General features: G+C 68.8%; 23 protein-coding genes. 9 read left to right on the top strand and 14 right to left on the bottom strand.

The window, feature by feature from the left end; genetic code table 11:
* The first annotated feature begins 48 nt into the window (after positions 1-48).
* The 3 genes from AMYHA_RS02375 to AMYHA_RS02365 all read left to right on the top strand — a co-directional run bounded on the left by AMYHA_RS02375 (position 49) and on the right by AMYHA_RS02365 (position 4,356).
* Positions 49-2,055, top strand: coding sequence for a prolyl oligopeptidase family serine peptidase (locus tag AMYHA_RS02375; protein ID WP_034267533.1), 2,007 nt, complete (start codon positions 49-51; stop codon positions 2,053-2,055).
* 172 nt (positions 2,056-2,227) lie between these two features.
* Positions 2,228-2,827: a TMEM165/GDT1 family protein gene (locus AMYHA_RS02370; RefSeq protein ID WP_034267530.1), complete on the top strand. Its 600-nt coding sequence runs from the start codon at positions 2,228-2,230 to the stop codon at positions 2,825-2,827.
* Between the two features lie 182 nt (positions 2,828-3,009).
* A complete protein-coding gene (locus AMYHA_RS02365; RefSeq protein WP_034267528.1) occupies positions 3,010-4,356 on the top strand; it encodes a cytochrome P450 in 1,347 nt (448 codons plus the stop codon).
* A gap of 65 nt (positions 4,357-4,421) precedes the next feature.
* Here the strand turns inward: AMYHA_RS02365 and AMYHA_RS02360 are convergent, their stop codons facing one another.
* Positions 4,422-5,060, bottom strand: a complete 639-nt coding sequence (locus AMYHA_RS02360; RefSeq protein WP_034267525.1) for an IclR family transcriptional regulator — start codon at positions 5,058-5,060, stop codon at positions 4,422-4,424.
* Between the two features lie 16 nt (positions 5,061-5,076).
* Entirely contained in the window at positions 5,077-5,931 is an 855-nt protein-coding gene (locus AMYHA_RS02355) for a hypothetical protein (RefSeq protein WP_157362436.1), read from the bottom strand.
* A 129-nt stretch (positions 5,932-6,060) separates the two neighbouring features.
* On the opposite strand from AMYHA_RS02355, the gene AMYHA_RS02350 reads away from it, so the two are divergent.
* The gene (locus tag AMYHA_RS02350) at positions 6,061-7,254 is read left to right on the top strand and encodes a homogentisate 1,2-dioxygenase (protein ID WP_034275462.1); all 1,194 of its coding nucleotides are present in this window, start codon (positions 6,061-6,063) and stop codon (positions 7,252-7,254) included.
* Between the two features lie 40 nt (positions 7,255-7,294).
* The gene (locus AMYHA_RS02345; RefSeq protein WP_034267522.1) at positions 7,295-7,687 is read left to right on the top strand and encodes a hypothetical protein; all 393 of its coding nucleotides are present in this window, start codon (positions 7,295-7,297) and stop codon (positions 7,685-7,687) included.
* A 65-nt stretch (positions 7,688-7,752) separates the two neighbouring features.
* On the opposite strand, the gene AMYHA_RS02340 is transcribed toward AMYHA_RS02345, so the two are convergent.
* Complete coding sequence (locus tag AMYHA_RS02340) at positions 7,753-8,700, bottom strand: hypothetical protein (RefSeq protein ID WP_051399449.1); 948 nt, start codon at positions 8,698-8,700, stop codon at positions 7,753-7,755.
* 50 nt (positions 8,701-8,750) lie between these two features.
* Entirely contained in the window at positions 8,751-10,058 is a 1,308-nt protein-coding gene (locus tag AMYHA_RS02335; RefSeq protein WP_051399448.1) for an ATP-grasp domain-containing protein, read from the bottom strand.
* A 201-nt stretch (positions 10,059-10,259) separates the two neighbouring features.
* Between AMYHA_RS02335 and AMYHA_RS02330 the strand changes: the two genes are divergently transcribed.
* Positions 10,260-10,856 (top strand): GNAT family N-acetyltransferase, encoded by a 597-nt coding sequence (locus tag AMYHA_RS02330; protein ID WP_157361735.1) that lies wholly within the window; start codon positions 10,260-10,262, stop codon positions 10,854-10,856.
* Positions 10,857-10,894: 38 nt separating this feature from the next.
* On the opposite strand, the gene AMYHA_RS02325 is transcribed toward AMYHA_RS02330, so the two are convergent.
* The 7 genes from AMYHA_RS02325 to AMYHA_RS02295 all read right to left on the bottom strand — a co-directional run bounded on the left by AMYHA_RS02325 (position 10,895) and on the right by AMYHA_RS02295 (position 19,942).
* Positions 10,895-11,692, bottom strand: coding sequence for an IclR family transcriptional regulator (locus AMYHA_RS02325; RefSeq protein WP_196776822.1), 798 nt, complete (start codon positions 11,690-11,692; stop codon positions 10,895-10,897).
* 51 nt (positions 11,693-11,743) lie between these two features.
* Positions 11,744-12,706, bottom strand: a complete 963-nt coding sequence (locus tag AMYHA_RS02320; protein WP_034267516.1) for an electron transfer flavoprotein subunit alpha/FixB family protein — start codon at positions 12,704-12,706, stop codon at positions 11,744-11,746.
* A complete protein-coding gene (locus tag AMYHA_RS02315; RefSeq protein ID WP_034267512.1) occupies positions 12,703-13,515 on the bottom strand; it encodes an electron transfer flavoprotein subunit beta/FixA family protein in 813 nt (270 codons plus the stop codon). Before AMYHA_RS02315 ends, AMYHA_RS02320 begins: the two co-directional genes overlap by 4 nt.
* Positions 13,516-13,590: 75 nt before the next feature.
* Complete coding sequence (locus AMYHA_RS02310; protein WP_051399446.1) at positions 13,591-16,137, bottom strand: GcvT family protein; 2,547 nt, start codon at positions 16,135-16,137, stop codon at positions 13,591-13,593.
* A 14-nt stretch (positions 16,138-16,151) separates the two neighbouring features.
* Positions 16,152-17,843, bottom strand: a complete 1,692-nt coding sequence (locus AMYHA_RS02305; protein WP_034275452.1) for a formate--tetrahydrofolate ligase — start codon at positions 17,841-17,843, stop codon at positions 16,152-16,154.
* 19 nt (positions 17,844-17,862) lie between these two features.
* Positions 17,863-18,723 carry a methylenetetrahydrofolate reductase gene (locus tag AMYHA_RS02300; protein ID WP_034267509.1) on the bottom strand — a complete coding sequence of 287 codons (861 nt, stop codon included), beginning with the start codon at positions 18,721-18,723 and terminating at the stop codon, positions 17,863-17,865.
* Positions 18,724-18,730: 7 nt separating this feature from the next.
* Positions 18,731-19,942 carry a glycine cleavage T C-terminal barrel domain-containing protein gene (locus AMYHA_RS02295; RefSeq protein WP_051399445.1) on the bottom strand — a complete coding sequence of 404 codons (1,212 nt, stop codon included), beginning with the start codon at positions 19,940-19,942 and terminating at the stop codon, positions 18,731-18,733.
* Positions 19,943-20,259: 317 nt separating this feature from the next.
* Here AMYHA_RS02295 and AMYHA_RS02290 point away from each other — a divergent pair, with 317 nt between their 5' ends.
* Both AMYHA_RS02290 and AMYHA_RS02285 read left to right on the top strand, forming a co-directional pair.
* Positions 20,260-20,571 (top strand): type II toxin-antitoxin system prevent-host-death family antitoxin, encoded by a 312-nt coding sequence (locus tag AMYHA_RS02290; RefSeq protein ID WP_034267506.1) that lies wholly within the window; start codon positions 20,260-20,262, stop codon positions 20,569-20,571.
* The gene (locus AMYHA_RS02285; RefSeq protein ID WP_034267503.1) at positions 20,568-20,987 is read left to right on the top strand and encodes a type II toxin-antitoxin system VapC family toxin; all 420 of its coding nucleotides are present in this window, start codon (positions 20,568-20,570) and stop codon (positions 20,985-20,987) included. Before AMYHA_RS02290 ends, AMYHA_RS02285 begins: the two co-directional genes overlap by 4 nt.
* 22 nt (positions 20,988-21,009) lie before the next feature.
* Here AMYHA_RS02285 and AMYHA_RS02280 read toward each other — a convergent pair whose 3' ends face one another.
* Positions 21,010-21,321 carry a hypothetical protein gene (locus AMYHA_RS02280; protein WP_034267500.1) on the bottom strand — a complete coding sequence of 104 codons (312 nt, stop codon included), beginning with the start codon at positions 21,319-21,321 and terminating at the stop codon, positions 21,010-21,012.
* A 297-nt stretch (positions 21,322-21,618) separates the two neighbouring features.
* Here AMYHA_RS02280 and AMYHA_RS02275 point away from each other — a divergent pair, with 297 nt between their 5' ends.
* Entirely contained in the window at positions 21,619-24,648 is a 3,030-nt protein-coding gene (locus AMYHA_RS02275; RefSeq protein ID WP_034267498.1) for a DUF3427 domain-containing protein, read from the top strand.
* Positions 24,649-24,684: 36 nt separating this feature from the next.
* Here AMYHA_RS02275 and AMYHA_RS02270 read toward each other — a convergent pair whose 3' ends face one another.
* Complete coding sequence (locus tag AMYHA_RS02270; RefSeq protein WP_034267496.1) at positions 24,685-25,431, bottom strand: ESX secretion-associated protein EspG; 747 nt, start codon at positions 25,429-25,431, stop codon at positions 24,685-24,687.
* A 28-nt stretch (positions 25,432-25,459) separates the two neighbouring features.
* Positions 25,460-26,584, bottom strand: coding sequence for a hypothetical protein (locus AMYHA_RS27335; protein ID WP_169732887.1), 1,125 nt, complete (start codon positions 26,582-26,584; stop codon positions 25,460-25,462).
* Positions 26,585-26,774 lie beyond the last annotated feature (190 nt).

The raw sequence follows: 26,774 nt of genomic DNA, 5'->3' as shown, positions 1-26,774 counted from the left end.
CGGCGTCGGGAGCGGGGAACACGGCGCGGGTCGGTTAGCCTCGCGGGCGTGGAACACGATCCGTATCTGTGGTTGGAAGACGTCACCGGCGACGAGTCGCTTGACTGGGTGCGAGCCCGCAACGCCGAAGCCCTCACCGAGCTGTCCGAGACACCGCGCTTCGCCGAACTTCGCGATGACATCCGGGCGGTCCTCGACGCCGATGACCGCATCCCGTACGTCGGACGCAGGGGCGAGTACCTCTACAACTTCTGGCAGGACGCCGCGCACCCACGCGGGCTATGGCGGCGGACGACGCTGGAGTCGTACCGCACGGACGAACCGGACTGGCAGGTCCTCATCGACGTCGACGCGCTCGCGGCGGACGAGGGCGAGAACTGGGTGTGGCATGGCCCGAAGGTGCTGCGGCCCGGCTACGACCGCTGTCTGGTGCAGCTCTCGCGCGGCGGCGCGGACGCGACTGTCGTCCGTGAGTTCGACCTGGAGTCGCTGACCTTCGTCGACGACGGCTTCGCGCTGGACGAGGCCAAGAGCCGTATCGGCTGGATCGACGCCGACCACGTCTTCGTCGGCACCGACTTCGGCGAGGGCGCGCTGACGAACTCCGGTTACCCGCGCATCGCGAAGCGCTGGCGGCGCGGCACACCGCTGTCCGAGGCGACGGTGGTGTTCGAGGGCAAGCCGGACGACGTCGCCGTCGTGGCCTACCACGACCCGACGCCCGGTTACGAGCGCGACTTCGTCGCTCGCGCGGTCGACTTCTACCGCACCGAGTACTACCTCCTCGGCGCGGACGACAGCCTTACGCGCATTGAGGTGCCCGACGACGCCGAGATCGACGTCGAGCGCGAGTGGCTGCTGGTCGAGACTCGTTCCGAATGGACGATCAACACGCGCACGTACCCGGCGGGGGCGCTGCTGGCCATCCGGTTCGACGACTTCCTCGCCGGTGACCGCGAGTTCACCGTGCTGTTCGAACCTGATGAACACACCTCGTTGAGCTACCACGCCTGGACCCGCAACCACCTGATTCTCGCCACGCTCACCGACGTCAAAAGCAGGCTCGACGTGCTCACGCCACACGAGGGCTGGCGCAAGGAACCGCTCGCGGGCGTGCCCGAAGTGGGCACGGCGGACATCAGGGGCACTGACCCCGATCACGGCGACGAGTTTCTGCTCGACGTCAGCGGCTTCACCCAGCCATCCACACTGCACCGGGGCGTGATCGGCGGTGAACTCGAGACGCTCAAGCGAGCGCCAGCCCGGTTCGATGCCGAGGGAATCGACGTCCGGCAGCACTTCGCGATCTCGGACGATGGCACCCGCATCCCGTATTTCGTGGTCGGTGCGCCGGAGTCGAATGGGCCGGCTCTGCTCATCGGATACGGCGGATTTGAGATTTCGCTCACCCCGTCCTACAGTGGAATTATCGGCCGCTCCTGGCTGGCGCGCGGCGGCACGTATGTCGTAGCTAACATTCGCGGCGGCGGCGAATACGGCCCGCAGTGGCATCAATCCGTGCAGAAACGCAACCGGCTGCGGGTGTACGAGGATTTCGCGGCGGTCGCGCGCGACCTGATCGAGCGCGGCATCACCTCTCCTGAACGGCTCGGTATCGAGGGTGGCAGCAATGGTGGCCTGCTCACCGGCGTCATGCTCACCCGCTACCCCGACCTGTTCGGCGCGGTGGTCAGCAGCGTGCCGTTGCTGGACATGCTGCGCTACCACTTGCTGCTCGCCGGGGCGTCCTGGATGGCGGAGTACGGCGACCCAGACGACGCCGACGACGCCGATTACCTGCGGAAATACTCGCCGTACCAGAACCTCGCACCGGAGCTGACGTACCCGCCGACGCTGCTGATGACGTCCACCCGCGATGACAGGGTGCATCCCGGCCACGCGCGCAAGATGGTCGCGCGGATGCGCGAGTTCGGCCACGACGTGCGCTACTACGAGAACATCGAGGGCGGTCACGGCGGCGCCGCGGACAACGAGCAGCGGGCGGTCAAGTGGGCACTGGTGTTCGAGTTCCTGTGGCAGCGGCTGGCGCGCTGAAAACTAAACGCCGACGCGCGAAAAACGAAAACTGTCATATGGAAATCGTGGTTGCGGCACGCCGAAAAACCGATCTGCCACGCGGCAAAAATAGCGATTCGCAATTCCAATAATATAGACCCCGGCATCGCCTTTCCGTTAGCTTGGATTGGAAAGGGGATGCAGGTAATTGATGACTGCGGAATTGCTGGCGTTTGCCAGCGCGTTCGCGTTGGTCTTCGCGGTCGAGCTGCCGGACAAGACGATGGTGGCCACGCTCGTGCTGACGACGCGCTACCGGGGGCTGCCGGTGTTCGCCGGGGTCACCGCCGCGTTCGCGTTGCACGTCACGGTCGCCGCGCTGTTCGGCGGCGCGCTGCGGCTACTCCCTGGCGCGCTGGTGACCGGCGTCGTCGCGCTGCTGTTCGGCATCGGCGCGTACCTGCTGCTGCGGGAAGGCTTCGCCCCGGTGCGCGACGGCGCGGAGGACGCCAGCCACCAGGGCGCGGGCCCGGTGTCGTTCGTGCGCGCCGCGCTGACGTCGTTCGGCGTGCTGTTCGCCGCCGAACTCGGCGATGCCTCGCAGCTGGCGACGGTCGGCCTCGCGGCGCGCTGGGGTGAGCCGCTGGCAGTCGGCCTCGGCTCGTTCGTCGCGCTGGTCGCGGTCGCGGGCATCGCGGTGCTGGTCGGCCGCAAGGTGCGCGCCCGCATCGACCCGCGTCTGCTGCACCGGGTCTCCGGTGTCGCGTTCGCCGTCTTCGCCGTGGTCGCCGCCGTGCAGACCTTCGCCTGAGCCCCATCCCGCACGTCATCGCTGGCGCCTGTGCGCGCGGAGTGACAGTCCAGCGGCCAGGAACGTGCCGTGAGGACGCAAGGCCAGCAACCTGCCACCGGTTCGCTTGACACCGCCGGACGGTAGATAGACGCTTGTCTAAAGTCCCTTCGGACGAGATCCATCGGAGCAGGGAGGCAGCGATGGCGCGACAGCTCAGCGGACGAGAAGCGCTACGGCTGCTGCCCACGTTGCGCGCCGACCCGCTCACCGCTATCTCCGAACTGATCCGCACCCACGGCGATGTGGTGCGCGTGCCGCTGCCGCGCGGCAATCAGCTTGTGCTCACCTCGCGGCCGGAGCTGGTCGCGCACGTCTTGGTCAGTAACCAGGACAACTACCGCAAGGCGCGCACTTACCGACCGCTCACCGAAGTGCTCGGCAACGGCCTGCTCACCAACGAGGGCGAGAGCTGGGCGCATCAGCGCAGGCTGGTGCAGCCGATGTTCGCCCGCAGGCGCATCGATGCCTTCGCCCCCGCCATGGTCGACGCCGCGAGCACGGCCATGGACCGCTGGGCTGCGCTCGGCAGCGGTAGCGTCGTCGACGTCGCCGACGAGATGAGCGCGCTCACGCTCGACGTCGTCGGACGTGCCCTGTTCAGCGCCGACCTCAGCGGCGAGGCCAGCCAGATGGCGCCAGCGCTGGAGACGGTTCTCGAATCGTTCGTGAAAGTGGTGCGTCACCCCCTGTTCCTGCTCGTACCCGACTACCACCGCTGGCCGACGCCCGCACGCCTGCGTGCGCGGGGCGCCGAGCAGCACCTGCGTGGCGTCGTTGACGGCCTGATCAGCAGCCGCCGCGCGGAATCGGCAGGCCGCGAGGACACCGACCTGCTCGACGCGCTGCTCGCCGCGCGCGACGACGATGGCAACCCGCTCGACGAACAGCAGATCCGCGACGAGCTGATGACCTTCCTCCTCGCGGGGCACGAGACCACCGCCAATGCCCTCGCCTGGACGTTGCTGCTGCTCTCACGCCATCCAGCTGCCCGCGACCGGCTCGTTGCCGAGGTCGACGACGTGCTCTCCGGGCGCCCAGCGACGGCAGCCGACATGAACAAGCTGGAATGGACCTCGGCCGTGCTGTCCGAGTCCATGCGGCTCTACCCGCCGGCATGGATGATCGAGCGGGAGGCTCGGGACGCCGACGATCTGGACGGGATCCGCGTTCCCCCTGGCAGCATCGTCGCGACGCCGCCGTATCTGGTGCATCGCAACCCGGACCACTGGCCGAATCCGGAGGGATTCGACCCGCATCGCTTCCTGCCAGGCGCCGCGGATCGGCACCGGCTTGCCTATCTCCCCTTCGGTGGCGGGCGGCGGCAGTGCATCGGCGGCGGCTTCGCGATGCTGGAGGCGGTGCTGCTGCTCGCCACGATCACGCAGCGGTTCGAACTCGATCTCGTGCCGGGGCATCAGCCACAGGCGCTGACGGCGGTCACGCTGCGCCCAGCCAACGGCATCCCGATGACGGTGCGGCCCCGATAGGTCCGCTACGCAGGGGCGCGTTCCTTCACGCCCGCGCGGCCGCGCACGCTCAGGCTAGCGGGACATCACCGCAGCACGCGAGCCAATTCGGCTGCCGATGCCACCACTCGCGGGCCAATTTCGTCGGCATCGAGATGGTGGAGTGAGACCACACCGATGCTGGCGCGCAGTCCCATCACCTTGCGCACCGGCGCGGCGACGCCGAAAGCGCCCGGCTGCAGCTCGCCGACCGTGACCACCCACTCAGGGTCGTCCTGGCGCAGCGTGATCGCCTTACCAGCGGCGCCTTTGGTGATCGGGTGCTGACTGCCGATCCGGTATCCGACGTGGTAACTGGTCCACGACGGCTCCACCACGGCGACGGCCTGCACAGTATCGCCGTCCGCGATGGACAGGTGCGCTGTCGCGCCGACGTCCTCGGCCAGCGCGCGCAGGATCGGAGTCGCGGCCTCGCGCAACTGCGGCAGCACCCGGTCGGCCAGCCGCAGCAGGCCGACGCCGAGCCGGACCTTGGTGCCGTCCCGCCATACCAGCCCGCGCTCCACGAGCGGCCCGAGCAGTCGATACACCGCGGCCCTGCTGACGCCGATGCGTTCGGCCAGCTCGGACACGCTGCACGCCTGGCCTTCGGCGTCCGCGACGGTCTGCAGCAGCGCCAGCCCACGGTCGAGGGTGAGCGAACTGCCGGAGTTCGCCGTGCTCATGGCTGGCGCCTCGCGGTCACAGCAGGCCCAGCTCCTCGAGGTCGGCGATGGACTCGGAGAACGTGGCCGAGCCGTAGCAGGCGAACAGCTCCCGCACCGCCTTGGCGGCCGAGTCGCTCAGCTCGCTGGCCTCGGCCGCGAGTGCGGCGCCGTCGGTGGACTCCAGGGCGCCGCGGACGTCCTTGCCAGCCAGGCAGCGGGCCGACGCGACGAGCAGGTTCAGGAATCCGTGGTGAGCGAAACCGGTCTCCGGGTCGATGTGCCGGACGGCGCGGTGCAGGCTGTTGGTCGCCTTGAACGACGCGCCGGTGACGCCAGCGACCACGGCGAAGAAGTCAGCGACCTCGTCGACGCTGGGGAAGTTCTCCTCGGAGAGCCCGCCGCAGCGGATCTTGGGCCAGCTGCCGTGCTCGATGACCTTGCGGACGCCGTCGAGCCAGCCAACGCCGCGCCGGGGCTCGACCACGCGGACGACGTCCTCCGGTACGAACTCGGAGACCCGCTCAAGCCAGACTTCGTCCACATCGGACGGTGCGGGCATCTCGACCATGCGCAACGTGAGCAACTCGGCGCGGGACTCGACGATCGAGATCGCCTTCGGGACGCCGCCGAGACCGGTGTCGATGATCAGTGAGAGCGGCAGGGGCGTTGACGGCTTGATCTTGATGATCTCGGTGATCAGCTCGGGCAGCCGGGACGCGGGGCACAGGAACAGGCCGAGCACGCCGGAGTAGTTGCCCGCGCGGGCGTCGAGGTAGGAGTTCAGCGCATCGGACATCGACGCCGTGCCTGGTGGGAAGAGCGCGGAGTCGTCGACGAGCCTCGTGAACAGGGGCGGGATGCCGCTGGGGCCGGGCGGCGTGAGTTCCACTGCGCTTGACACGACTGACACGCTAGTAGCGTACTATAGTCGAACGAAACGTTCCGATTATCGGACATGTTGGGTGCGGTGAACGAAGGCTCATTCACCGCATCGACGTGCGTACTCCTGGAGATCGTTATGCCGTACTACCGGAAAGTCGGCGAGATACCGCCCAAAAGGCACACCCAGTTCCGCTCGCCAACCGGCAGCCTCTACGCCGAGGAGTTGATGGGGGTGGAGGGCTTCTCCTCCGACTCCGCCCTGCTCTACCACCGCTACCTGCCCACGTCGATCGTCGGCGCGGACGCCGTCGAGGATGACCGCGGCCCCATCGCGGCCAACCACCCGCTCAAGCCTCGCGCCTACCGCACGCAGGACCTCAGCTTCAAGCCGGACGCCGACGCCATCACCGCGCGGCGCAGGCTGTTCGGCAACAACGACGTCACCATCGGCTTCGCCGTCGCGAGCGAGCCGAGCCCGCTGTACCGCAACGCCACCGGTGACGAGTTGCTCTACATCCAGGGCGGCGCGGGGACCATCGAGACGATCTACGGCGCTCTCGACGTCGCCGACGGCGACTACGTGGTGCTGCCAACGTCGACCACGTACCGGGTGGTGCCTGGCGGTGACAGCACAGTGCCGCTGCGCGTGCTCTCGCTCGAGGCGCGCGGGCACATCGGGCCGCCGAAGCGCTACCTGTCCGCGAAGGGCCAGTTCCTCGAACACGCGCCGTACTGCGAACGCGACCTGCGAGGGCCGACCGAGCCGCTGCTTGTCGACGGCCCGGACGCCGACGCCGACACCGAGGTCCTTGTCCGCCATCGCGCTGGGTTGACGCGATTCACCTACGACCACCATCCGTTCGACGTCGTCGGCTGGGACGGCTGCCTGTACCCGTGGGTGTTCAACATCGACGACTTCGAGCCGATCACGGGCCGGGTGCACCAGCCGCCACCAGTGCACCAGACGTTCGAAGGGCCCAACTTCGTCGTCTGCTCGTTCTGCCCGCGCAAGGTGGACTACCACCCGTTGGCGATCCCGGTGCCGTACAACCACGCCAACGTCGACTCCGACGAGCTGATGTTCTACGTGCGCGGCAATTACGAGGCACGCAAGGGCTCCGGCATCGATATCGGCTCGATGTCGCTCCATCCGTCCGGGTGTACGCACGGGCCACAGCCCGGTGCGGCGGAGGCGTCGGTCGGCGCGGAGTTCTTCGACGAGACGGCGGTCATGGTGGACACCTTCGCCCCGCTCGACCTGGGCGAAGCCGCCGATGCCTGCGAGGATCCCGGCTACGCGTGGTCCTGGTCCGGCCGTTCCCTGCCGTAGGCCGGGTTTGCGCTGTGGACGGCCTGGATATCCCCAGGGCATGACGACCAACCCTGAACCGGACCCTGGCCAGCGCGAAGAGGTGGTGGCGGAGCGGCCGACCGGACGGCATGGGTTCGTCCGGGGCATCAACGGGCTGATCAGCGTCGTCACCGGGCTGTTCGCCGTTGCGCTCGCGATCCACGTCATCCTCGTGGCTGGCGAGGCGAACATGGGTAACAGCTTCGCGCAGTTCGTCACGAACTTGGCTGGCGCGGTGGATCTCGGTCTGAGCAACCTGTTCACGATGGCTAACGAGAAGCTTCAGGTGGCGCTGAACGAAGGCATCGCAGCGCTGTTGTGGCTGGTGATCGGTTCCGGACTGACCACCCTGATCAGCCGCGTCGCACTGCCCGAAGGCAGCACGACCTGGTACCGGCGCACCGTGCGCTGATGCCGGGTTGCAGATGTCGACATGTGGCCTCGCGGGGACCGGGCCACATGTCGACTTCTTCATGCTCAGGGCGGGGGCTCCTGGCGGCGCAGCGCACGCTCGGTGCGGTCGGATTCCCGTTCGGCGGTGCCGAGTTCCAACTGCGCGGCCCGCACCGCGTTGCGCGCCAGCTTCTCGTACCGTTGCGCCTTGACCAGCTTCGCGCGTAGCTCGGCGACTTCCTCTGTGGCTTCCTTCGCGCGTCGGTGCGCCTCGGCCAGTGTCGCGGCGGCCTCGTCCCGCCGCGCCTTCGCTGCCTCCGCATCCCGTTTGGCTCGCTCGCGTCCCTCGCGCCTGCGCCGCAGTTCATTGGCGCTGACGGTGGCGCGTGTCGTGGTGCCAGGGCGAGTGCGGGACTTCGCGCCTGACGGGCCCCGTGATGTCCTGCGAGCGCCACCGGACGGCTGTTCGCCAGGTTCCGCGCGTGCGGCCGTTTCGTCGTCCGCCTCGCCGGACTCATCCTCGTCGTCCGCCTCCGGCGCCCGCCGCGCGAGCGTGCCAGCCGTGAGCCACTGCCGCGCGTCGGACGGGTCCAGCGGGGTGGCGAGCCGCCCGGCCGCCACCAGGTCCGCCGCATCGCCGCCTGCCAGCGCCGCCTGCAGCGTGGCGTGCACCTGATCGGTGACCGCCTCGCTGACACCGAGCCCCGCTTCGCGCCCGATCTCTCGCGCGGTCAGCGTCAGCGCGTCGACGATTTCGCGTCGCCGCACGGAGAGCTCCCGTAGTCGTCCGCCAGCCAGTTCCTCGTGCGCGGCGCGCAACTCCTGACCGAGTGCCGCGAGTTCGGCCAGGTCGTCAGGGTGCTCGCGGGCGAGCCGGTTGACCAGCCACGCCGCCAGCGTCGGCTTGCGCAACGCCTTGATCCGCGCGGCCAGCGACCGGTCCTCGGCCTCGGCCGCGCGGGCGTTGCGCCTGCGGATGAACTCCTCGCGCGGGCCGCTGTAGAGCTCATCGGCGACGGCATCGAAGTCCACGGTTTCAGAAAAGCACAGGTTGGCCGCGTTCGCCGTCCGTTTCGGGAGGTCTACGCGCCCACCGGAGCCGGGGTCACCACGGACGGAACGCCGAGCGGCTGGGCCTGCGTACCGTCCGCGAACCGCAGCCGCAGCGAGCCGACCGCCGCCTCCGCTTTGGCTCGCGCGTCGCAGGGTGAGGCGGACGACACGACGATGTGGCCGAGGTAGGCGTCGTTGCTGCGCGGCAGGCCAGCCCGCGCTGGCACCGAGAGCTGCCAGCGCACCACGTCCGGGTCGGCGTCGAGCGCGCTGGTGCCCGCCACCCCGACGACGGTTCCCGGCCGGGGCGAGATCACGAAGAACACCGCGGCGCTGCCGACGTCCGTGGCCTCGTGGTCGCGCGGTGGCTGGCCGATGCTGAGCCGCACGAGCTGCTCAAGTGGATGCACTCCGGTCACCAGCCGCAACAGGTCGAAGATGTACCCACCAGCCTGCCGGGGATTGATCTCGATCAGGCGCGGGCCGTCACTGGTCAGCCGCAGTTCGGTGTGGCTGAGGCCGTGACGATAGTCAAGCGCGGCGAGCACGTCGCGGGCGTAGTCCGCCGCCTCGGCGGCGGTGGACGCTGGCAGGTCCGCGGGGAACATGTGCCCGGACTCCACGAAGGCAGGCGGTCCGGCGAGACTCTTGTCGGTGATACCTACGATCGTGGTTTCGCCGCCTCGTGTGATGGCCTCGACGCTGATCTCCTGCCCCTCGACCAGCCGCTCAAGCAGCATCACCCGCTCGCGCGGCTGGCCGCGCGTGTTGCGCTCGGCCGCGGTGATCTCGTGGAAGGCGTCCTTCAGCGCGGCGTCGTCGTCGACCCGCTGCACCGAGGTGCCCGAGTTGAGGTCCACCGGCTTCGCGACCAGCGGATACCCGAGCCGCGCCGCCGCGTCCCGCGCGGCGTCGTACGAGTCGGCCACCGCGAACTCGACGTTCGGCACTCCAGCGTCGTCGAGTACCTGTCGCACCCGGTGCTTGCGGGTCGCGGTGTGCAGCACGTCCGGCCGCGCGCCTGGCAGGCCGAGTTCGTGTGCGATGGTGGCCACCGTCGGCAGGTAGTAGTCACACGTCGTCAGCACGCCGTCGATCCGACGTCGCTTCGCCACCACACGCGCGGCCGTCACGGCGGCCGCTGGGTCGTTGGTGTCGGCGCGCACGATCTCGCTCGCGTTGCCGCGCACCGGGTGCCGCAGCCCGGACGACGAGTCCGGGTACAGCGCGGGGTCCGCGGTCAGCAGGACGTAGTCGTGGCCGAGCCGCCGGATCAGCGGCGGCAGGCTGTGGCCGGTCGAGCGCAGCCAGCTCTCCACCATGAGCAGCGTTGCCATGTCACTCGCTCGCAATGCGAAGAAGGCCGGACGTGGGCCGACGGGCTACCGTGTCGTCGCATTGCTCGGCGGCGCGCTTTCGGCCGGATTGGCATCTATCGACACAGATGGAAATGATGTTCATAAGCAGGATGATGCCACAGCGGGTGGTACCACTCGTGGGCCGGATCACGTCTGCGAGCAGTCGAACACTGTATAGGGATGGCACGGCGGGCCAACGGGGCCGATACTGGGGGAGTGCGTATCCGAACGGCTCGTGCCGACGAGCTGCTTGCACTGCAGGACATCGAGCGTGCCGCCGGCCGGTGTTTCCGTGACATCGGGATGGCGGAGATCGCCGACGACGAGCCGCCCACGCTGACCGAGCTGGCGTACGCCCAGCGCAACGGCGAGGCGTGGGTGGCTGTCGGGCCATTCGGCAGGCTGATGGCGTATCTGTTTACCGATGTCGTCGACGGCAATACCCACATCGAACAGGTCTCGGTGCACCCCGACTTCGCGCGGCGCGGCATCGGCAAGGCGCTGCTCGACCACATCGCCGATCAATCGGCGCGCTGTGGCGTCGAGGCGCTGACGCTGACGACGTTCGCCGCGGTGCCGTGGAACGCCCCGTACTACCTGCGCTGCGGGTTCCGGGAACTCGACCTCGCTGAGTTGTCGCCTGGACTGCTCGCCATCATCGAGGCGGAGCGGGCCAACGGCCTCGGCAAATGGCCGAGGGTCTGCATGCGGCGCGACCTGCAGCCGGTCATGGTGCCCGCGGGGCCGCCAGCACGCCGCAGGGGCGCGCTGGGCTGAGCGGCCGGGCACCCAAGCTGGGCAGCCGCGTGGCCGCGTCAGTCGTTGCCGCTGACCGGGTGGAAGTAGCCCATCCTGGACGACGCGAGGTCTGCTGCCTCGCGGATCACCGGGGTGAGCTTGCGCAGCTCGTCCTCGTCGAGCCGGTACGAGGGGCCTGACACGCCGATGGTGGCCACGACCGTGCCTTCCGCGTCACGCACGGGGGCCGCGGCGCCGTTGAGGCCTTCCTCGAACTCTTCGATCGTGGTGGCGAAGCCGTTCTTGACCACCATGTCGAGTTCCTTGCGCAGCGCGACGGGGTCGACGATCGTGTTCTCGGTGTAGGACTCCAGCTCGCCGGACAGCAGCTCGGTACGCCGTTCCTCCGGCAGGAAGGCGAGGAACACCTTGCCGGGCGAGGTCCCGTGCAGCGGCGTCTGCCTGCCAAGCCAGCTGCGGCTCACCACGGTGGAACTCGACACGATCTGGTCGATCGTCACGCACATCGACTCCTCGAGGACGGTCAGCGTGACGGTCTCCTCGGTCTGCCGTGCCAGCCACTCGCAGCCGAACCGCGAGTTCTGGGTCAGGTCGGGGTCGACGCTGATGCCACGCGCGAGATGCGCGAGACCAGCGCCGAGCCGGTACTTGCCACTGTCGGTGTGCTGCTCGACGATGCCACGCGCCTCCAGCGTGTTGAGCAGTCGAAACGCGGTCGACTTGTGCACCCCGAGCTCGTGTCCCACCTCGGTGACACCCGACCACTCATTGCGCGCCAGGAACTCCAAGATGGTGATCGCCCTGTCGACGGACTGCACACCGCCGGGCCTGCGGTCATCATTAGGGGAGCTCACGACCTTCGAGTCTAGGGCACTTCCGTTGTGTCGAGGACGGCCCGGACAAGATCAGGTCTTCGACCGGGCGTTGAGCTCCTCGATTATCGCGGGCAACACCTCGTGCACGTCGCCGATCACGGCGTACGTTGCCCTGCGCACGAGGGGTGCTTCCGGGTCGGTGTTGATCGCCATGATCACCTTTGAGTCCATGCAGCCGACCCAGTGCTGTGTCGCACCGCTGATGCCACAGGCGAGGTAGAGGTCCGGCGTGACCTTGGTGCCGGTGAGGCCTACCTGGTCGCTGTGCGGGCGCCAGCCGTTGTTGGTCGCCACCCGCGAGCAGCCAACGACGCCGCCGAGCCGTTCGGCCAGTTCCTCGAGCACCCGGTAGCCCTCCGCGCTGCCGACACCGCGCCCGCCAGAGACGATCACCGGCGCCGTCGCCAGCGTCATTCCGCTGCCACGGCTGGCTCGTTCCACGACGCGGGCCTGCGTCGTCTCCGACAGGTCCGGGACGAACTCCCGCACCTCGCAGGACTCCACAGGGCCAGCTCCGATATCGCCGGTGACGCCCTGGGCGATGGTCAGCAGCGCCATGCTGGCTGCGCTGTCCGCCGCACCGACGTGCAACTCGGACTCCTCAAGCAGCATCCCGCCACCGCGCACCCTGGTCAGCAGCCACGGATCGCCCGTGCTGACCTCGACGCAGTTCGTGGCGAGCGGCAACCCGGTCACCGCGGCGACGTGCGCCATGGCCTCGGTGATCCCGTCGGAGCTGACCGCGAGTACCCCGTCAGGGCGCAGGTGCCCGATCAGCTGAGCCAGCGCGTCGCCACTGGCCGCGGGGGCGCGGTCGGCCAGCTCGTCGTGGGTGATCCGGTGCAGCGTCCGTACACCGCGTTTGGCCAAGTCGTCCGGGTCGCCAGTGTCGAACGCCGCGAACGTCGCCACCTCGACCTGCCGCCCGAGTGACTGCGTGAACGCCAGCATGTCCAGCGCGGCTGGCGAGTCGTCCAACACTGCCAGGATCATGAGATCACCCCGATCTGTTCCAGCGTGTCGACGACCGCTGGCGCGGCGGCCGCGCCGTGGCCGAGCACGATCGCCTCTTCGCGGTCGTCGTTCGGTTGCCGCAGCCGCACTTTGCGCAGCCCGCCCGGCTCCGGCGTGTACGGCACGACGTCGATGCGTGCCTTCTTGGCCTTGAGCCTGCCCGGCATGCTGGGGTAGCGGGGCAGGTTCAGGCCTTCCTTGACGGCGGCTGCCGCGGGCAGCGGCACCCGGTAAACCTCGACACCGTCGGCCACCTCTCTGCGCAGCCGCACGGTGTGGTCGCTGCTCGCATCGCTGTCAGCGCTGTCGGCGGCGCTGTCAGCCGTGCCGTCGCCGTCGCTGTCGAACTCGATGCCCTTGATGCCGCCGACGATCGGCAGCCCCAGGGCACGGGCCACCCGGATGCCGACCTGGTAGTGGCTGGCGTCCGCCGACTCGGTGCCGAACAGCACCAGGTCGTACCGGGTGTCGCCGATGGCGTGTGTGATGGCGGCGGCCGTGGCCTGCGGGTCGAGCTCCGCCGCGCCGACGTCGACGAGCACGCCGCGGTCGGCGCCCATCGCGATGGCGTAGCGCAGCTGCTCGTCGGCCGCGCCAGGCCCGACAGCCAGCACAGTCGTGCTGCCGCCGTGTGCCTTGACGATCCGTACGGCCTCCTCGACGGCGCATTCCTCGTGCGGGCCGATGGTGTGGCCGAGATAGCGGGTGTCGATCTCGGTCGCGTCGTCGGTCAGCGGCACCTTCGCACCAGGCGCGGGTACCCGCTTGACGCAGACAAGCACCTCCATCGCCTACCTCCCTTCCAGTGGGGGTCGTGAGTGCTGATCAGAGTTAGAACTCCCATCAGCACTCACGACCGGTGCTCAGGACTTCATGCGGGTGTCGTCCGGGTCGAACAGCGGGGTGCGGCCGACACGGGCGACGGTTACCGGGTACTGCTCGGCCATGTACTCCACCAGCAGCCGCTCGCCCTCGGCGGCGTGTTCCGGCGGCAGGTACGCCATCAGCAGATACGTGCCGAGCGAGGGAGCCGACCCTGCTGTCGTGACGTAGGAGCCCCTGCCCTTGCGGTCGACGATCCGCTCGCCGTCGCGAGTCATGATCGGCTCGCCGCCCTGCGGGTACCGCGCGATGCCGGACGCGCTGGTGTGGTCGTCCACCGCGAGCGTGCACAGCGTCGCCGCTGGCCCCGACTCGCGGGCCGCGACGTAGGCCTCCTTGCCGATGAAGTCAGCCGACTTCACCTTCGGCAGCGCCAAGCCAGCCTCGACGGCGTTGTACTCCGAGTCCAGCTCGGCGCCCATCAGCCGGTAGCCCTTTTCCAGCCGCCCGGTGGTGCCGTAGACGCCGATGCCCGCCGGGACGATGCCGTGCGGCTCGCCAGCCGCCGCGATGGCGTCCCACAGTCGCTGCCCGTGCTCGAACGGCGCGTGCAACTCCCAGCCGAGGTCACCGACGTAGGACACCCGCAGTGCGAGCACCGGCACGCCGTCGACGACGATCCGCTTCGCGGTGCCGAAGCCGAATGCCTCGTTGGAGACGTCGTCTGGGGTGGTCGCGGAGAGGATGTCGCGGGCCTTCGGACCCCACAGTCCGAGCGTGCATACCGCCGACGTGATGTCCTCGAACGCGACCGAGCCGTCCGATGGCAGGTGCGAGCGGAACCACGAGGAGTCCCGCGCGCCATCCGCGCCGCCGGTGATCACCCGGAAGGAGTCCTCATCCAGCCGGATAATGGTCAGATCGCTGCGGAATCCGCCGTTGGGGGCGAGCACCGGGGTGTAGATCAGCCGCCCGACCGCCTTGTCCACTTGGGCCATGACCATGTGCTGCAGGTAGTCCAGCGCGCCGGGCCCGGAGACGTCGAACTGCGCGAACGCGGTCAGGTCGATCATCGCGGCCCGCTCGCGCATCGCCAGGTGCTCGGCGTTGCTGATCGGCGACCACCAGCGGGCGTCCCACTCGTGCGGACGATCCGGCACGCCGAACTCCTCGACGAGTGGCCGGTTCGACTCGTACCAGTGCGGCCGTTCCCAGCCGCCGACCTCGAAGAACTTCGCGCCCCGCTCCACCTCGCGGGCGTAGAACGGCGATAGCCGCTGCCGCCGGTTGGACTCCCACTGCTCGCGCGGGTGCACGATGCCGTAGATCTTGTTGAAGCCCTCGTTGGCGCGGGCGACGACGTGGTGCTTTGTGCGCTGGTGTGGGTAGAACCGCGCGATGTCCGCGCCATGCAGGTCGATCTCCGGTGTCTCGCCGGACATCCACTCAGCCAGCATCCGCCCGACACCGGGGCCTTCCTTGATCCACACCGCCGCGGCCGACCACAGCCCGCCGACTTCGGGCGACTCGCCGAGCACCGGCGCGCCGTCCGGGGTGACCGAGAGCAGCCCGTTGATCGCGTGCCGCACCCCGGCGCCCGGCTCGTTGAGGATGGAGCCGAACAGCTCGAGCGCGTCCTCGAGCTGCGGGTCGAAGTCGTCCTGGGTGAACGGCAACTGCGTCGGTGACAGTGCCGCCGCCTCGATCGACGGGATCTCGTCCGGCTCGTGCAGGATCGGGCGGTGCGCGTAGGAGCCGATCTCCAGGTCGGCACCGCTCTGCCGCTCGTACATCAGCGTGTCCATGTCGCGGACGATCGGGTAGGCGATCTCGGTGCCGGTGCTGGCAAGCTCTGGGATCGGCCCGACGTCCATCATCTGGTGTACCGCGGGCGTCAGCGGGATGGTCGCGCCGGCCATCTGGGCGATGCGCGGGCTCCACACCCCGCAGGCGACGACGATCCGGTCGGTGCTGATGTCGCCCCGGTCGGTGTGGATGGCCGTCACCCGGCCGCGTTCCGTGCTGATGCCGGTGACTTCGGTGTTCGCCGACACCGTGAGCGCGCCATGCGCGACGGCCTGCTCCCGCATGAGCGCCCCGGTCTGCAGCGGGTCGACCACCGCGACCGATGGCGTCCAGAACCCGGCGAGGATGACGCTGGGGTCGATGAACGGCACCAGCTGCGCCACCCGTTCCGGCGTGATCAGCTCCGACGGGATGCCCCACGCCTTCGACGACGCGAGCCGCCGCCGCAGCTCCTCGACGCGTTCGGAGTTGCGGGCGACCTCAATGCCGCCGCAGGTGGTGATCGTGCCCAGCTTCTCGTACTGGCGCATCGACTCCAGCGTCAGCGCGGTGATCTCCTTGGAGTGGTCCACCGGGAAGATGAAGTTCGACGCGTGCCCCGTCGAGCCGCCGGGATCGGGCAGCGGCCCCTTGTCGAGCAGCACGATATTGCGCCAGCCCAGTTCGGCGAGGTGATAGGCGACCGAGTTCCCGACGATCCCGGCGCCGATGACGACGACGTCCGCGCTGCTAGGCACGGTGGTGGATGGCGTGCTTCCTACGCCGCTTGTATCCGTGCTCATGGCGATCAACTCCTTCAGGACAACCCCACGACCTGCCCGGTCTCGTCGATGTCGATGTGTTCGGCGGCCGGCCGCGAGGACAGGCCGGGCATGGTGCGCATGTCCCCGCAGATCGGATAGATGAAGCCAGCGCCGACCGACGCTCTGACCTCACGCACCGGCAGCCGCCACCCGGTCGGCGCGCCCTTGCGAGACGGGTCGGCCGACAGCGACAGGTGAGTCTTGGCGATGCACACGGGCATCCGGCCGAAGCCGTTGTTCTGGTAGCTGTCGAGCTGCTTACGTGCGGTGCTGGAGAGGTCGATGCCGTCAGCGCCGTACATGCGGCGGGCGACGACGTCGATCTTGTCTTCGAGCAGCAGGCTGTCGTCGTAGAGGTAGTGGAAGTGCGACGGCTCCTCGCAGGCTTCCGCGACGACCTCGGCCAGTTCGGCCGCGCCCTTGCCGCCCTTGGCGACGTGCGAGGTCACCGCCGCCCGCACGCCCTCCGAGTTCGCGATGTCCAGGATGGCCTGCTTCTCGCTGTCGTAGTCGCTGGGGAAGGCGTTGACCGCGACGACGGGCGTGATGCCGTGCGCGCGGATGTTGGCGATCTGCTTTCGCAGATTGGCCGATCCTGCGTGCACGTCGTCCGGGCTTTCGGCGAGCATCTCGGCAGGCAGCGGCCTGCCCGCCACCACCTTGTACTTGCCGGAGTGCGCCTTGAGCGCGCGCACCGTCGCGACGATCACGGCGGCGTCCGGCACCAGTCCCGATGCGCGGCACTTGATGTTGAAGAAGCGTTCCGCGCCCATGTCGGCGCCGAACCCGGCCTCGGTGACGAGGTAGTCGCCGCTGTGGATGCCGATCAGATCGGCCACGACGGAGGAGTTGCCGTGCGCGATGTTCCCGAACGGTCCACAGTGGACGATCGCGGGTGTCTGCTCGACGGTCTGCATCAGGTTCGGCTTGATCGCCTCCCGAAGCTGCACACACATCGCACCAGCCGCGCGGAGGTCGTTCGCCGTGACCGGGATGCCGTTGTGGTCGTAGCCGACGACGATCCTGCCGAGCCGTGCCCGCAGGTCGGGCAGCGAGTCCGCCAGCGCGAGCACCGCCATAACCTCGCTGGCCGCCGTGATGTCGAAGCCGGTCTGCCGGGGGATGCCGTGTAGCTTGCCGCCGAGCCCGGTGACGATTTCCCGCAGGTCGCGATCGTTGACGTCGAGCACCCGCCGCCAGGAGATCGAGAACGGGTCGATGTCGAGCGGGTTGCCCTTGTGCAGGTGGTTGTCGATCATCGCGGCGAGCAGGTTGTGCGCCGAGCTGACCGCGTGCAAGTCGCCGGTGAGGTGCAGGTTCACCGATTCCATCGGCGCCACCTGTGAGTAGCCGCCACCTGCCGCGCCACCCTTGATGCCGAACGTCGGCCCCATGGACGGCTGCCGGATGGCGATCACCGCGCGGTGTCCGATGTGGCCGAAGCCCTGGCCGAGCCCAACGGTGGTCGTCGTCTTGCCCTCACCGAGCGGGGTCGGGGTGAGCGACGAGACGACGACGTAGCGGGCGCGCGGCCGGTCGGCCAGCTCCTCGATCGCGTCGAGCGAGATCTTGGCGACCGAGCGGCCGTAGGGTTCCAGCAGGTGCTCACCGATTCCCATGTCCGCGGCGACCTCGGTGAGTGGTTTCAGTGTTGCGCTGCGGGAGATCTCGATGTCGGTAGGCATGATTGCCATAGGGCCCTCCTCAGGCCGCCCGCCGGTGGGTTTGCCGTACCCAGCGGGCAGTCTCCGCGACGTGGTTGAAGGTGTAGAAGTGCAGGCCAGCGAGGGTGCAGTGGCCGTCGGCGACCCGGTTGGCGAGTTTGCGCACCAGCCCGTCCGGGCGGTAGCCGCCGGGCCGCAGCAGCTTGCCCGCGACCGAGTAGTTGCCGCGCGCGAACCGCAGCGAGTCCCCGACGCCAATCTTCAGCCCGACCCGCAGCAGCTTGGTCAGGTCGACGACGCCGGGCGTGCCGACCACGACCGGCAGCGTGATGCCGCGCCGCTGGGCTTCCGCCGCGAACCGGCAGATGGCGTCCGCGTCGAAGCACAGCTGCGTCACGGTGTAGGTGGCGTAGTCCTGTTTGGCGTGCAATGACGTCCACAACGTCTCGTCGTCGATGGCGTGGTGCCCCTCCGGATAGGACGGCACACCGATCTCGGCGGGCAGCCTGCCCAGGTCGGCCATGCCGCGCAGCAGGGCGAGGCCGTCCGCGAAGTCGCCAGCCGGGTGCTGGCTGTCGCCGCCAACGACGAACACCTCGCTGATGCCAGCCGCGTCGAGCCGATCGAGCACTTCGGACAGTTCGCCGCTGTCGCGGAACTGCCGCGCAGCGAGGTGCGGCACGGCCCGCATCCCCTGCGCCATGACGTCCTCGGCGATGTCGATGGTCGCGTGCAGGCCCTTGTGTGGCGATGCCGTGACCGTGACGACCGATCCCGCCGGGAGCTGCTCGGTCGCCTCAAGGGCTCCCGGCAGCGGCAGGATTTCGTAACGCGGCGCGGTAAGCAGCGGAGCTACGGCCCGCCGCGTGCGTGGCGCTCTCGTGAGCGGCTGGAAGGTCATACCGGCGTCAGCCCTTCGGGGTTTCCTTGCGCGGGTCGATGAAGGGCTTCTCGACGATGGTGCCGGTCCGCATCCCCGTCGGCGTGCGCACGGAGACGGTGGTGCCGAGTTCCGTGAGCTCGAGCGGCAGCATGGCCAGGCCGATGTTGCGCTCTAGCCGTGGCGAGAAGCAGGCGCTCGTCACCTGTCCGACCGACTCGGTCGAGCTGTCGTAGATGTCGAACGGTTCGATCATGGAGCCGTCGTTGTAGGTGCCGAGCGGTGGTCCGTCGATCTCGACACCGGCCATGCGCCTGCTGATGCCTTCTGACTTGATGCGGGTCAGCGCGTCCTTGCCGATGAAGTCGGCCTCCTGGTCGAGGTCGACCATCCAGCGGTAGTCGTAGCCGACTTCGAGCGGGTTGGTGTCGAGCGTGATGTCGCTGCCGTAGGCGAGCATGCCGCCCTCGATCCGGCGCATGTGGCACGGCCCGATGGGGCGCATGCCGTACGGTTCGCCCGCCTGCCACACCGCGTCCCACAGGCGCTCGGCGTCGCGAGATGCGTTGTAGAGGTAGATCTCGTAGCCGATCTCGCCGGAGTAGCCGGTGCGGCTGACGACGACGTCCATGCCGTCGACCGTGAAGTCGCGGAGCCCGTAGTACGGCACGTCCAGGATCTCCGCGCCGAACAGGTCGGCCATGACCTGCTTCGCCTTCGGCCCCTGGACCTGCAGCGGCGCGACGTCGACCTCGCGGATGCGCACGTTCCAGCCGCCAGCGTGGGCGAGGCCCATCGCCCAGAGGCCGACGTCGCTGTCCGCGAGCGAGAGCCAGAACCGGTTGGTGTCCAGCCGCAGCAGCACAGGGTCGTTGATGATCCCGCCGTCCGGCGCTGTGATGAACACGTACTTGCACTGCCCGACGGCGCACTTGCTCAGGTCGCGCGGGACCAGCATGTTCGTGAAGTCGAATGCGTCCGGCCCTGAGATCTCGACCTGCCGCTCGACACCGACGTCCCACAGCGTTACGCCCTGCAGAAGTGCCCAGTACTCGCCGACGGGGTCGCCGTAGTGGCGCGGGTGATAGGTGTGGTTGTAGACGCTGTAGGCGGCGACGCCGTGCGCCCGCGACTTCCAGAAGTACGGCGACTTCCTGAGCCGCGTGTAGAGCATCACGGCTGGCTGGTCCACCGTGGTTGCCTGGTGGGCCGCTGGGTACGGGTGTAGTAGGTCTGTCATTGGGGGCACCTCGCTGTTGCGCCTGGGATGTCCGAAATCGGGAGATGTGAAGACTGGGAGGACGGGTGCCGTAGCTGATGCGCGGTACGAGCCTTGCGTCACGCTCACGACGTCGTTGCGTATCGCACATTCGTTGTGTTCTACGCAACACCAGTGTGTAGCTGAAACCTTCTCGGCGTCAAGTGTTGACAGCTACTCCATTGGAGCGGCATCGCAGGCTGACTGTGCAGTTCGGGAGCGCTTTTCACCGGAGACGTCCGTGGTTCGAGTGGCGCGGTTCGTGGACGTTCTCCGAGTCCGCTGTCTAGTCTGTCTAGATGAAAGGTCGATGGCCGATCCAGGACGCCAAGCAGCGCCTCAGCGAGCTGCTGCGCGCGGCGCGGGAAGACGGTCCGCAGGTCGTGACCAAGCACGGCGAGGAGGTCGCGGTCGTACTCGACGTCGCCGAGTACCGGCGGCTGGTGGGTATCGACGCCGAGGCCGACTTCAAGCAGGCGCTGGCTGGCACAGTGTTGTCCGAGGAGGCAGCGGGCGGTGAGGCGTCTCGCGAGGTGGCGGACGTCCTTGGCGACGTGGTCAAGCGCAGGTGGGAGCAGCCGCGTGACCTGGATTCGGATGGCGGGCGATGAGCTACCTGGTCGATACCGACGTCATCGTGGAAATCCGCAAGCCGGAGCCGGACCGGGGTGTTGCCGCGTGGTGGGAGCGGGTGCCCGCGCATGAGCTGTTCCTGAGCGCGGTGACCATCGGCGAACTGCAGCGCGGTGTCGAACGGCTGCGGGAACGTCGTGACGACAGACAGGCGGATCTGCTGCACGACTGGCTGGCCGTGATCACGACGCGGTTTGGTGACCGGATCCTGCCGGTGACGGCGGCGGTGACCAGCGCGTGGGGAAGGCAGGACACCATGGAGAGCGTCTCGGTGCTCGACGGCCTGATCGCCGCGACGGCCAGCGTCAACGGCCTCGTCGTCGTCACTCGCAGGAGTGGCGACGTCGCCATGGCAGGCGCGCGGGTGCTGAACCCGTACGCCGCGGTTCGGTGAGGGGCGCGGCGACTGCGCGCCCCTATGCCGAGCGGGTCCGCGTAGGCACCGGGCGTCCGGGTAGCCCAGGTTCAGCCTGGTCATTCCTGGCGAACGGCGGCTGAGACGGCCAGCTGTAGTGGTACTCCGCGGCGATCGCCTTCCGTAAGTTCACGATCAGGCGCGCGGCGTCGTTGGGTTCGAGGTATACGGTCTCGCTGTTCTCGCCTACCCGGAGCGCGATATTGAGCTTGCCGTTGGCTTGCGCCAGTCCTACGACGACCGGACACGACTGGCCCGATGGTTCGATGCCGTGCACGATCAGTGCGGTGTGCAGTCCGTGCTGTTCTGCCATGACATGCCTCCGAGCCCTGCCGAAGCGGTTGTGGGCGTTCGCAGGACGGGACGGCTGGGTGCCGGTTCTACGAGCCCTCTTGCCTGGTCATCGCATCACGGTGCCGATACGTTTCGCTGCGTGACGAATTGACCCTCGCGCTTACTCCTGGTAGGCGTCACACGAGGGTGTGTTCCACCCGGTTGGCCGTATGATGATCGTTCTCGTGAACACTCCGTGGGGACCAGGCCGGGCTCAGGCGCGGGGCCAGGACCAACCTCGCGGGTGTTAGCGAAGGTCGCGTGGCAAAGTTGGCGCATGGACCCGCTGGCCGACGGTATCCCCGACGCCGTCCGCACCATTCGCCTTGAGCGCACCCTTGCGGTCCTGCGCACCCGCTTCCGGCCGGACGCAGCCACCGAGGCGGTCGAACCGGTCGAATCCCCCGAGGTCATCGCGCGGCACGTCGCTGACGCCGTCCGCAGCCGCATCGAGACCGAACCGGACGACGAACGCCGCATCGCGCTGGCCAACCGCGTGCTAGCGCTGCTCGAAGCGGACGTGCCCGGGTCACTCAACCGACTCATGGCGTTCACTGGATTCGACTCGGGGACGGTGCCGCGCCAGCTGAGTCCGGTGGTCGCGGACGCGGCGCGGGCGACGTCGCTGGCCACGGCGTTGCGCACCGAACTCGCCAGCGCCGACCGGGTCGACCTGCTGTGCGGTTTCATCCGCCGCGATGGTCTGCGGTTGCTCGATGACGCGCTCAACGACCTGCGACGCAGAGGTGTGCCGTTTCGCGTGATCACCACCGCGCAGCCGGGCGCGACCGACCGCGCGTCGATCGACCATCTGGTCGAGCACGTCGGCGCCGAGGTCCGCATCGGCTACGGCACGGAGTCCACGCGACCGCAGGCGAAGGCGTGGCTGTTCCACCGCACGTCCGGCGACGACACGGCGTTCGTTGGCAGTGCGAACCTGTCCCGCGCCTCGCTGACCGAGGGCATGGAGTGGACGCTGCGGCTGTCCGGCATCGCGACGCCCGGACTGTTGCGGAAGTTTCAGGCCACCTTCGAGGGCCACTGGACGTCCGATGCGTTCCTGTCGTATGACCCAGCCCGCGACGCGACCCGGCTCGATGCCGCGCTCACCAACGGCGATGGCGCGCCGCCCACGATCAGCCAGGCAGGGCTCGACGTCCGCCCGCTGCCACACCAGCAGGAAGCCCTCGCCGCGCTAGACGTTGAGCGCGATACACACGACCGGCATCGCAACCTGGTCGTCGCCGCGACTGGGACTGGCAAGACGGTGCTCGCCGCGTTGGACTACCGGCGGCTGAGGGAAAGGCGCGATGCGAGCCTGCTTGTCGTCGTGGCGCGTGACGCGGCGCTGGGGCCGACGCTGCGGACGTTCCGCGAAACCCTCGGCGACGAGAAGTTCGGTGCGATCCACGCTGCGGGGAAGCGGCCGAGGCGGCGGCACCTGTTCGCCAGCATCGATGGTCTCGCCGAGCATGGCATCGAAGAATTGCCCGCCGCCCGGTTCGACGTCGTTGTCGTGGACGGCTTCGATCCCGCTGCGGCGCAGGCGTACACGCGGCTGCTGGCGCACCTGCGGCCGAAGGAACTGCTGGGCCTCACCGTCACGTCCGACGACGACCTGCCGCACCACTTCGACGGGCGTGTGGCCTACGAGCTGCCGCTGTGCGACGCGGTGGCGGCCGAGCTGCTGGTTCCGGTGCGGTACCACGGGGTCGCGGACGGCGCCGATCTGTCCGATGCGGACTGGAAGCTTGGCGCGTACGACGCTGGCACCCTTGACGCGCGCTACATCGGCAACGACGCACGAGCGGACGTCGTGCTCACCGCGCTGCGGGAGCACGTGTCCGATGTGGACACTATGCGGGTGGTGGGGTGGTGCGTCTCCGATGCGCACGCGGCGTACATGGCACGGGTAGCCACTGAGTCTGGCATTCCGGCGTTGGCGCTCGCTGGTGGCGAGCGTGACGGGGCGAACCTGGTGCGGGGTGGTGGCGGGTCCGAGCACGACGACGCGACGGCGTTGGTGGCTGCGGCGAATGAGGCGGTCGCGGCGCTCCGGGCTGGCGAGGTCCGCGTGCTGTTCACCGCCAACGAGGAGACAGTGGACGTCCCCGAGGTCGACACCGTGCTGCTGCTCTGGCCGACTGACAACCCCGCGCGCTTCTTGCGCCAGCTCGGCGTCGGGCTGCGCCGGGCGCCAGGCAAGGCCGCGTTGACCGTGCTCGACTTCATCGGCACGCAACGGCAGGAGTTCCGGTTCGACCTGCGGTATCGCGCGCTGACCGGCGCGAGTCGTCGTGCGCTGCGACGTCAGGTGGAGCAGGGTTTTCCCGCGTTGCCGTCCGGTTCCCGCGCGGTGCTCGACGACGACGCGCGGCGCATCGTGCTGGCCAACCTTGGCGCGCCGTCCCGGCTGTCCCGAGGCCAGCTCGCCGCCGATGTCCGGTCTCACGGCGACCTGTCGTTGGCCACCTATCTGCGAGAGGCCGACCGCGAGCTGTCCGACGTCTACCGCAACGGCGGCTCGTGGACGTCCGCCCGGCGCGCGGCGGGGTTCGCCACGCCGTCCGGCGGCCCTGACGAGGACGTGTTGCTCCGGCGGGTGGCGGCGTTCGTGCACGTCGACGACGCCGAACGCGCGGACGTGTACCGGCGGCTGGTCGACGTCGACGGCCCGCGCTACGGCCAGCTGACCGAGCGGGAGCAGCGGGTGGCCCGGATGCTGCTGTTCATGGTGTGGCCGAAGCGCGGCGGGTTCGCGTCGTATCCGGCTGGACTGGCGCACCTGCGGCGGCACCGGGCGGTGTGTGCGGAGATCGCCGAGCTGATCGACGTCGCGCTGGACCGGGCGCGCCACGTGTCAGCGCCGCTGGACGCCGAGCTGGCGTCGGTGCCGTTGGCCAGCCACGCCAGCTACCTGCGGGAGGAGATCCTGGCCGCGCTCGGTTACGCGACGTTGCGGCGTCCACCCGGTGGCCACACGGCTGGCGCAGCGTGGTGCCCGGCGACCCACACCGATGCGCTGCTGGTGACGCCGGGTGCTGGCGAGCCGGTGAGCACCGAGCTGTTTCGTTGGCGGCCACGACACCGGCTGTCGACGTCGTCGGCCGCTGGGCGGCGCTACCTGCGCCACCACGAGCAGGGCAGCCACGTCGTGCTGTTCGTGCGGGAGACGTCGACCGGCGACGGTCCCACGCCGTTCCGGTGTCTCGGCCGGGTGTCGTACGTCGAGCACGAGGACGATCCGGTCTCGATCACGTGGCGACTGCACCGCCCGATGCCGTCGGATCTGGTCAGGGGCGGGTGAGCCCGGGCCCGTCGGGCGGCCCTGGATGGCTACCGCTCAGCGGCCGCGTAGCTCGTCTTCTAGCTGTGCGAACCGCTTGGCCAGCTCGCTGGGTCCGGCGGGGCCGAGGTTGATCCACCCGCTATCGGTGTGCGTCAGCAGGCCACGTCCGGTCTCGTTGTCGATCCAGCAGGTCAGCGGCGGTTTCGTCGTGATGCGAGTGCCGTTCGCCTCGTGCCGGATGGCCGCGTGCATCTCACCGACGTTGAACCGCTCCAGGTGCAGCCAGCGCTGCATGTGGCGGGCGTCGGTGACGCTAGGGCCAGGGGGTGGGCGTTCACCCTGCTCGATCGCTTCGAGGATGGCGCGATCGCAGCTCATCGACCGGATGCGGGCGGCTGGCGTTTCCGGCAGCGCGTTCGCCACCCGGATGCCAAGCTGGTCGTACGGGATCGGCTCGATGTCGATCATGCCGCCGCCCGCGATGACCAGGACAGCGTCGCGGCCGACCACCGCCGCCCGCACCGTGATCGAGGTGCCCTCTACCTTCGCGATGGTGTAGTGCTCGCGGGCCGCGCGCTGCATGATGGCAAGCGTCTCTTGGAAGTCGTCCGAGACGGCGTTGCGCGAGGTCAGGCCCTGCTCGGCGAACTGGGCGAAGATCTGTCGGTCAACGGTCGCGGCCGCGTCCGGCGGGTACCACAGCATGCCACCGACCAGCGTCGGGTGTGGTTCGCCGAGGTTGAGCCATTGGATGGCTCTCGTGTACGCCTCCACCGTGATGGAGACGGCATGCCTGATCACGTCGAGACTCCCCCTGTTGAGTGACGTGCTATTCGCCGATGACCGGCGGGACGACGGTGAAGCCGGTGTTCTCGTCGACCAGCTTCTCCCCGTGCTCGTCGTACTCGACGTGCAGCCCCGGGTCCATTTCCTGCTTGATGAAGTACTTGTCCTGGTGCTCCTCGTCCTCGCCGCCGCCTTGGCCTTTACCGGCGCCAGCGCCACCCATCATGCCGCCCATGCCGCCGCGACCTGGGCCGAAGCCAGCGCCGCCCTTGGCGGCCATGCCGCCGGGTGCCGCACCCTGGCTCGGCATCGCACCGGCAGCCTTGCCGCCGGTGAGCGGTTGACCGCCCATGCCAGCCGCCGAGCCTGCCGCGGCACCGCCACCAGCGACGGCGCCGCCTGCCATGCCTGGGCCGGCCATGCCGCCGGGGCCATAGCCGCCATCAGGGCCTCCGGAGCCGGGTCGCCCGGTGCCGAGGCCCGACGTCGTCGTGCTGCCGGGACGGATCAGACGTCCGTCCGGGGTGCGCACCGTGCCGTCCGGGTAGCGGATCGAGCCGTCCGGGAGCCGCTCCGCGCCTGGTGGGAGACCGGTGTAGGGGCCACTCGCCGACGGGCCGTTCGCGGATGGGCCCGTGACGCCACCGCTGGAGCCAGCCGGGCCGGTGCCGCCGTAGTAACCACCCGCGCCTCCGGGTGACTGCACCTGCGGGCCGCCGGTTGAGCCGCCCGCGCCGTAGGCGCCGCCGCTGTATCCCGCCGGTGCGGTGGGGGTTGCCGTGGATCCGCTGAAGCTCGGGCTCGTCGCGCCGCCACCGCCGGCAACCCCGCCCGTCCGGCCCTTGTCGCCGGAGTTCACATCGTCGCCGATTTTGATTTCCGGGAAGGGCTGGTTCATCAACCGCTGATTTTGCTGCGAGCGGTTGTAAAAGTCGTCGTACTTCTGGATGTTGTGGTTGAGGGCGTTCTGCCACTGCTGGTTCTTGTCCTCTTGGCTATCCAAGCCGGGGATGACGCCGTACCAACCGGCATCTTCCGGCTCTTTACCCACCGGTTCTAGCTCGTTGCGTAGGTTCGCGTGACTCGAGGACTCGTCGTCGTAGCTGTACTGCGCAGGCTGCATGTTGCTTGTCGCGACCTGCGCGGACACCTGCTGCAGTTTATTCATCTCTGCTTTGGCGGCCTCAGCGGCTTCGCCCTTCCATGCGTCACCAAGTGACTTGACGATCCGCGACAACTCAGTGTCGACCTCATAGTGAGATTTGTGCAGATCTTCGAACGCTTGCGCGCCGCCGCTGAGCTGTTTGTCGAAGTATTCTTTGGGGTGGACTCTTTTATAGATTTCGTATCCGCTTATG

The organism is Haloechinothrix halophila YIM 93223 (assembly GCF_000504245.1).
In the GTDB taxonomy this organism is placed as follows: Bacteria; Actinomycetota; Actinomycetes; order Mycobacteriales; family Pseudonocardiaceae; genus Haloechinothrix_A; species Haloechinothrix_A halophila.
Note: the sequence above shows the minus strand (reverse complement) of the source record. Positions and strands in the feature narration are given on the sequence as shown.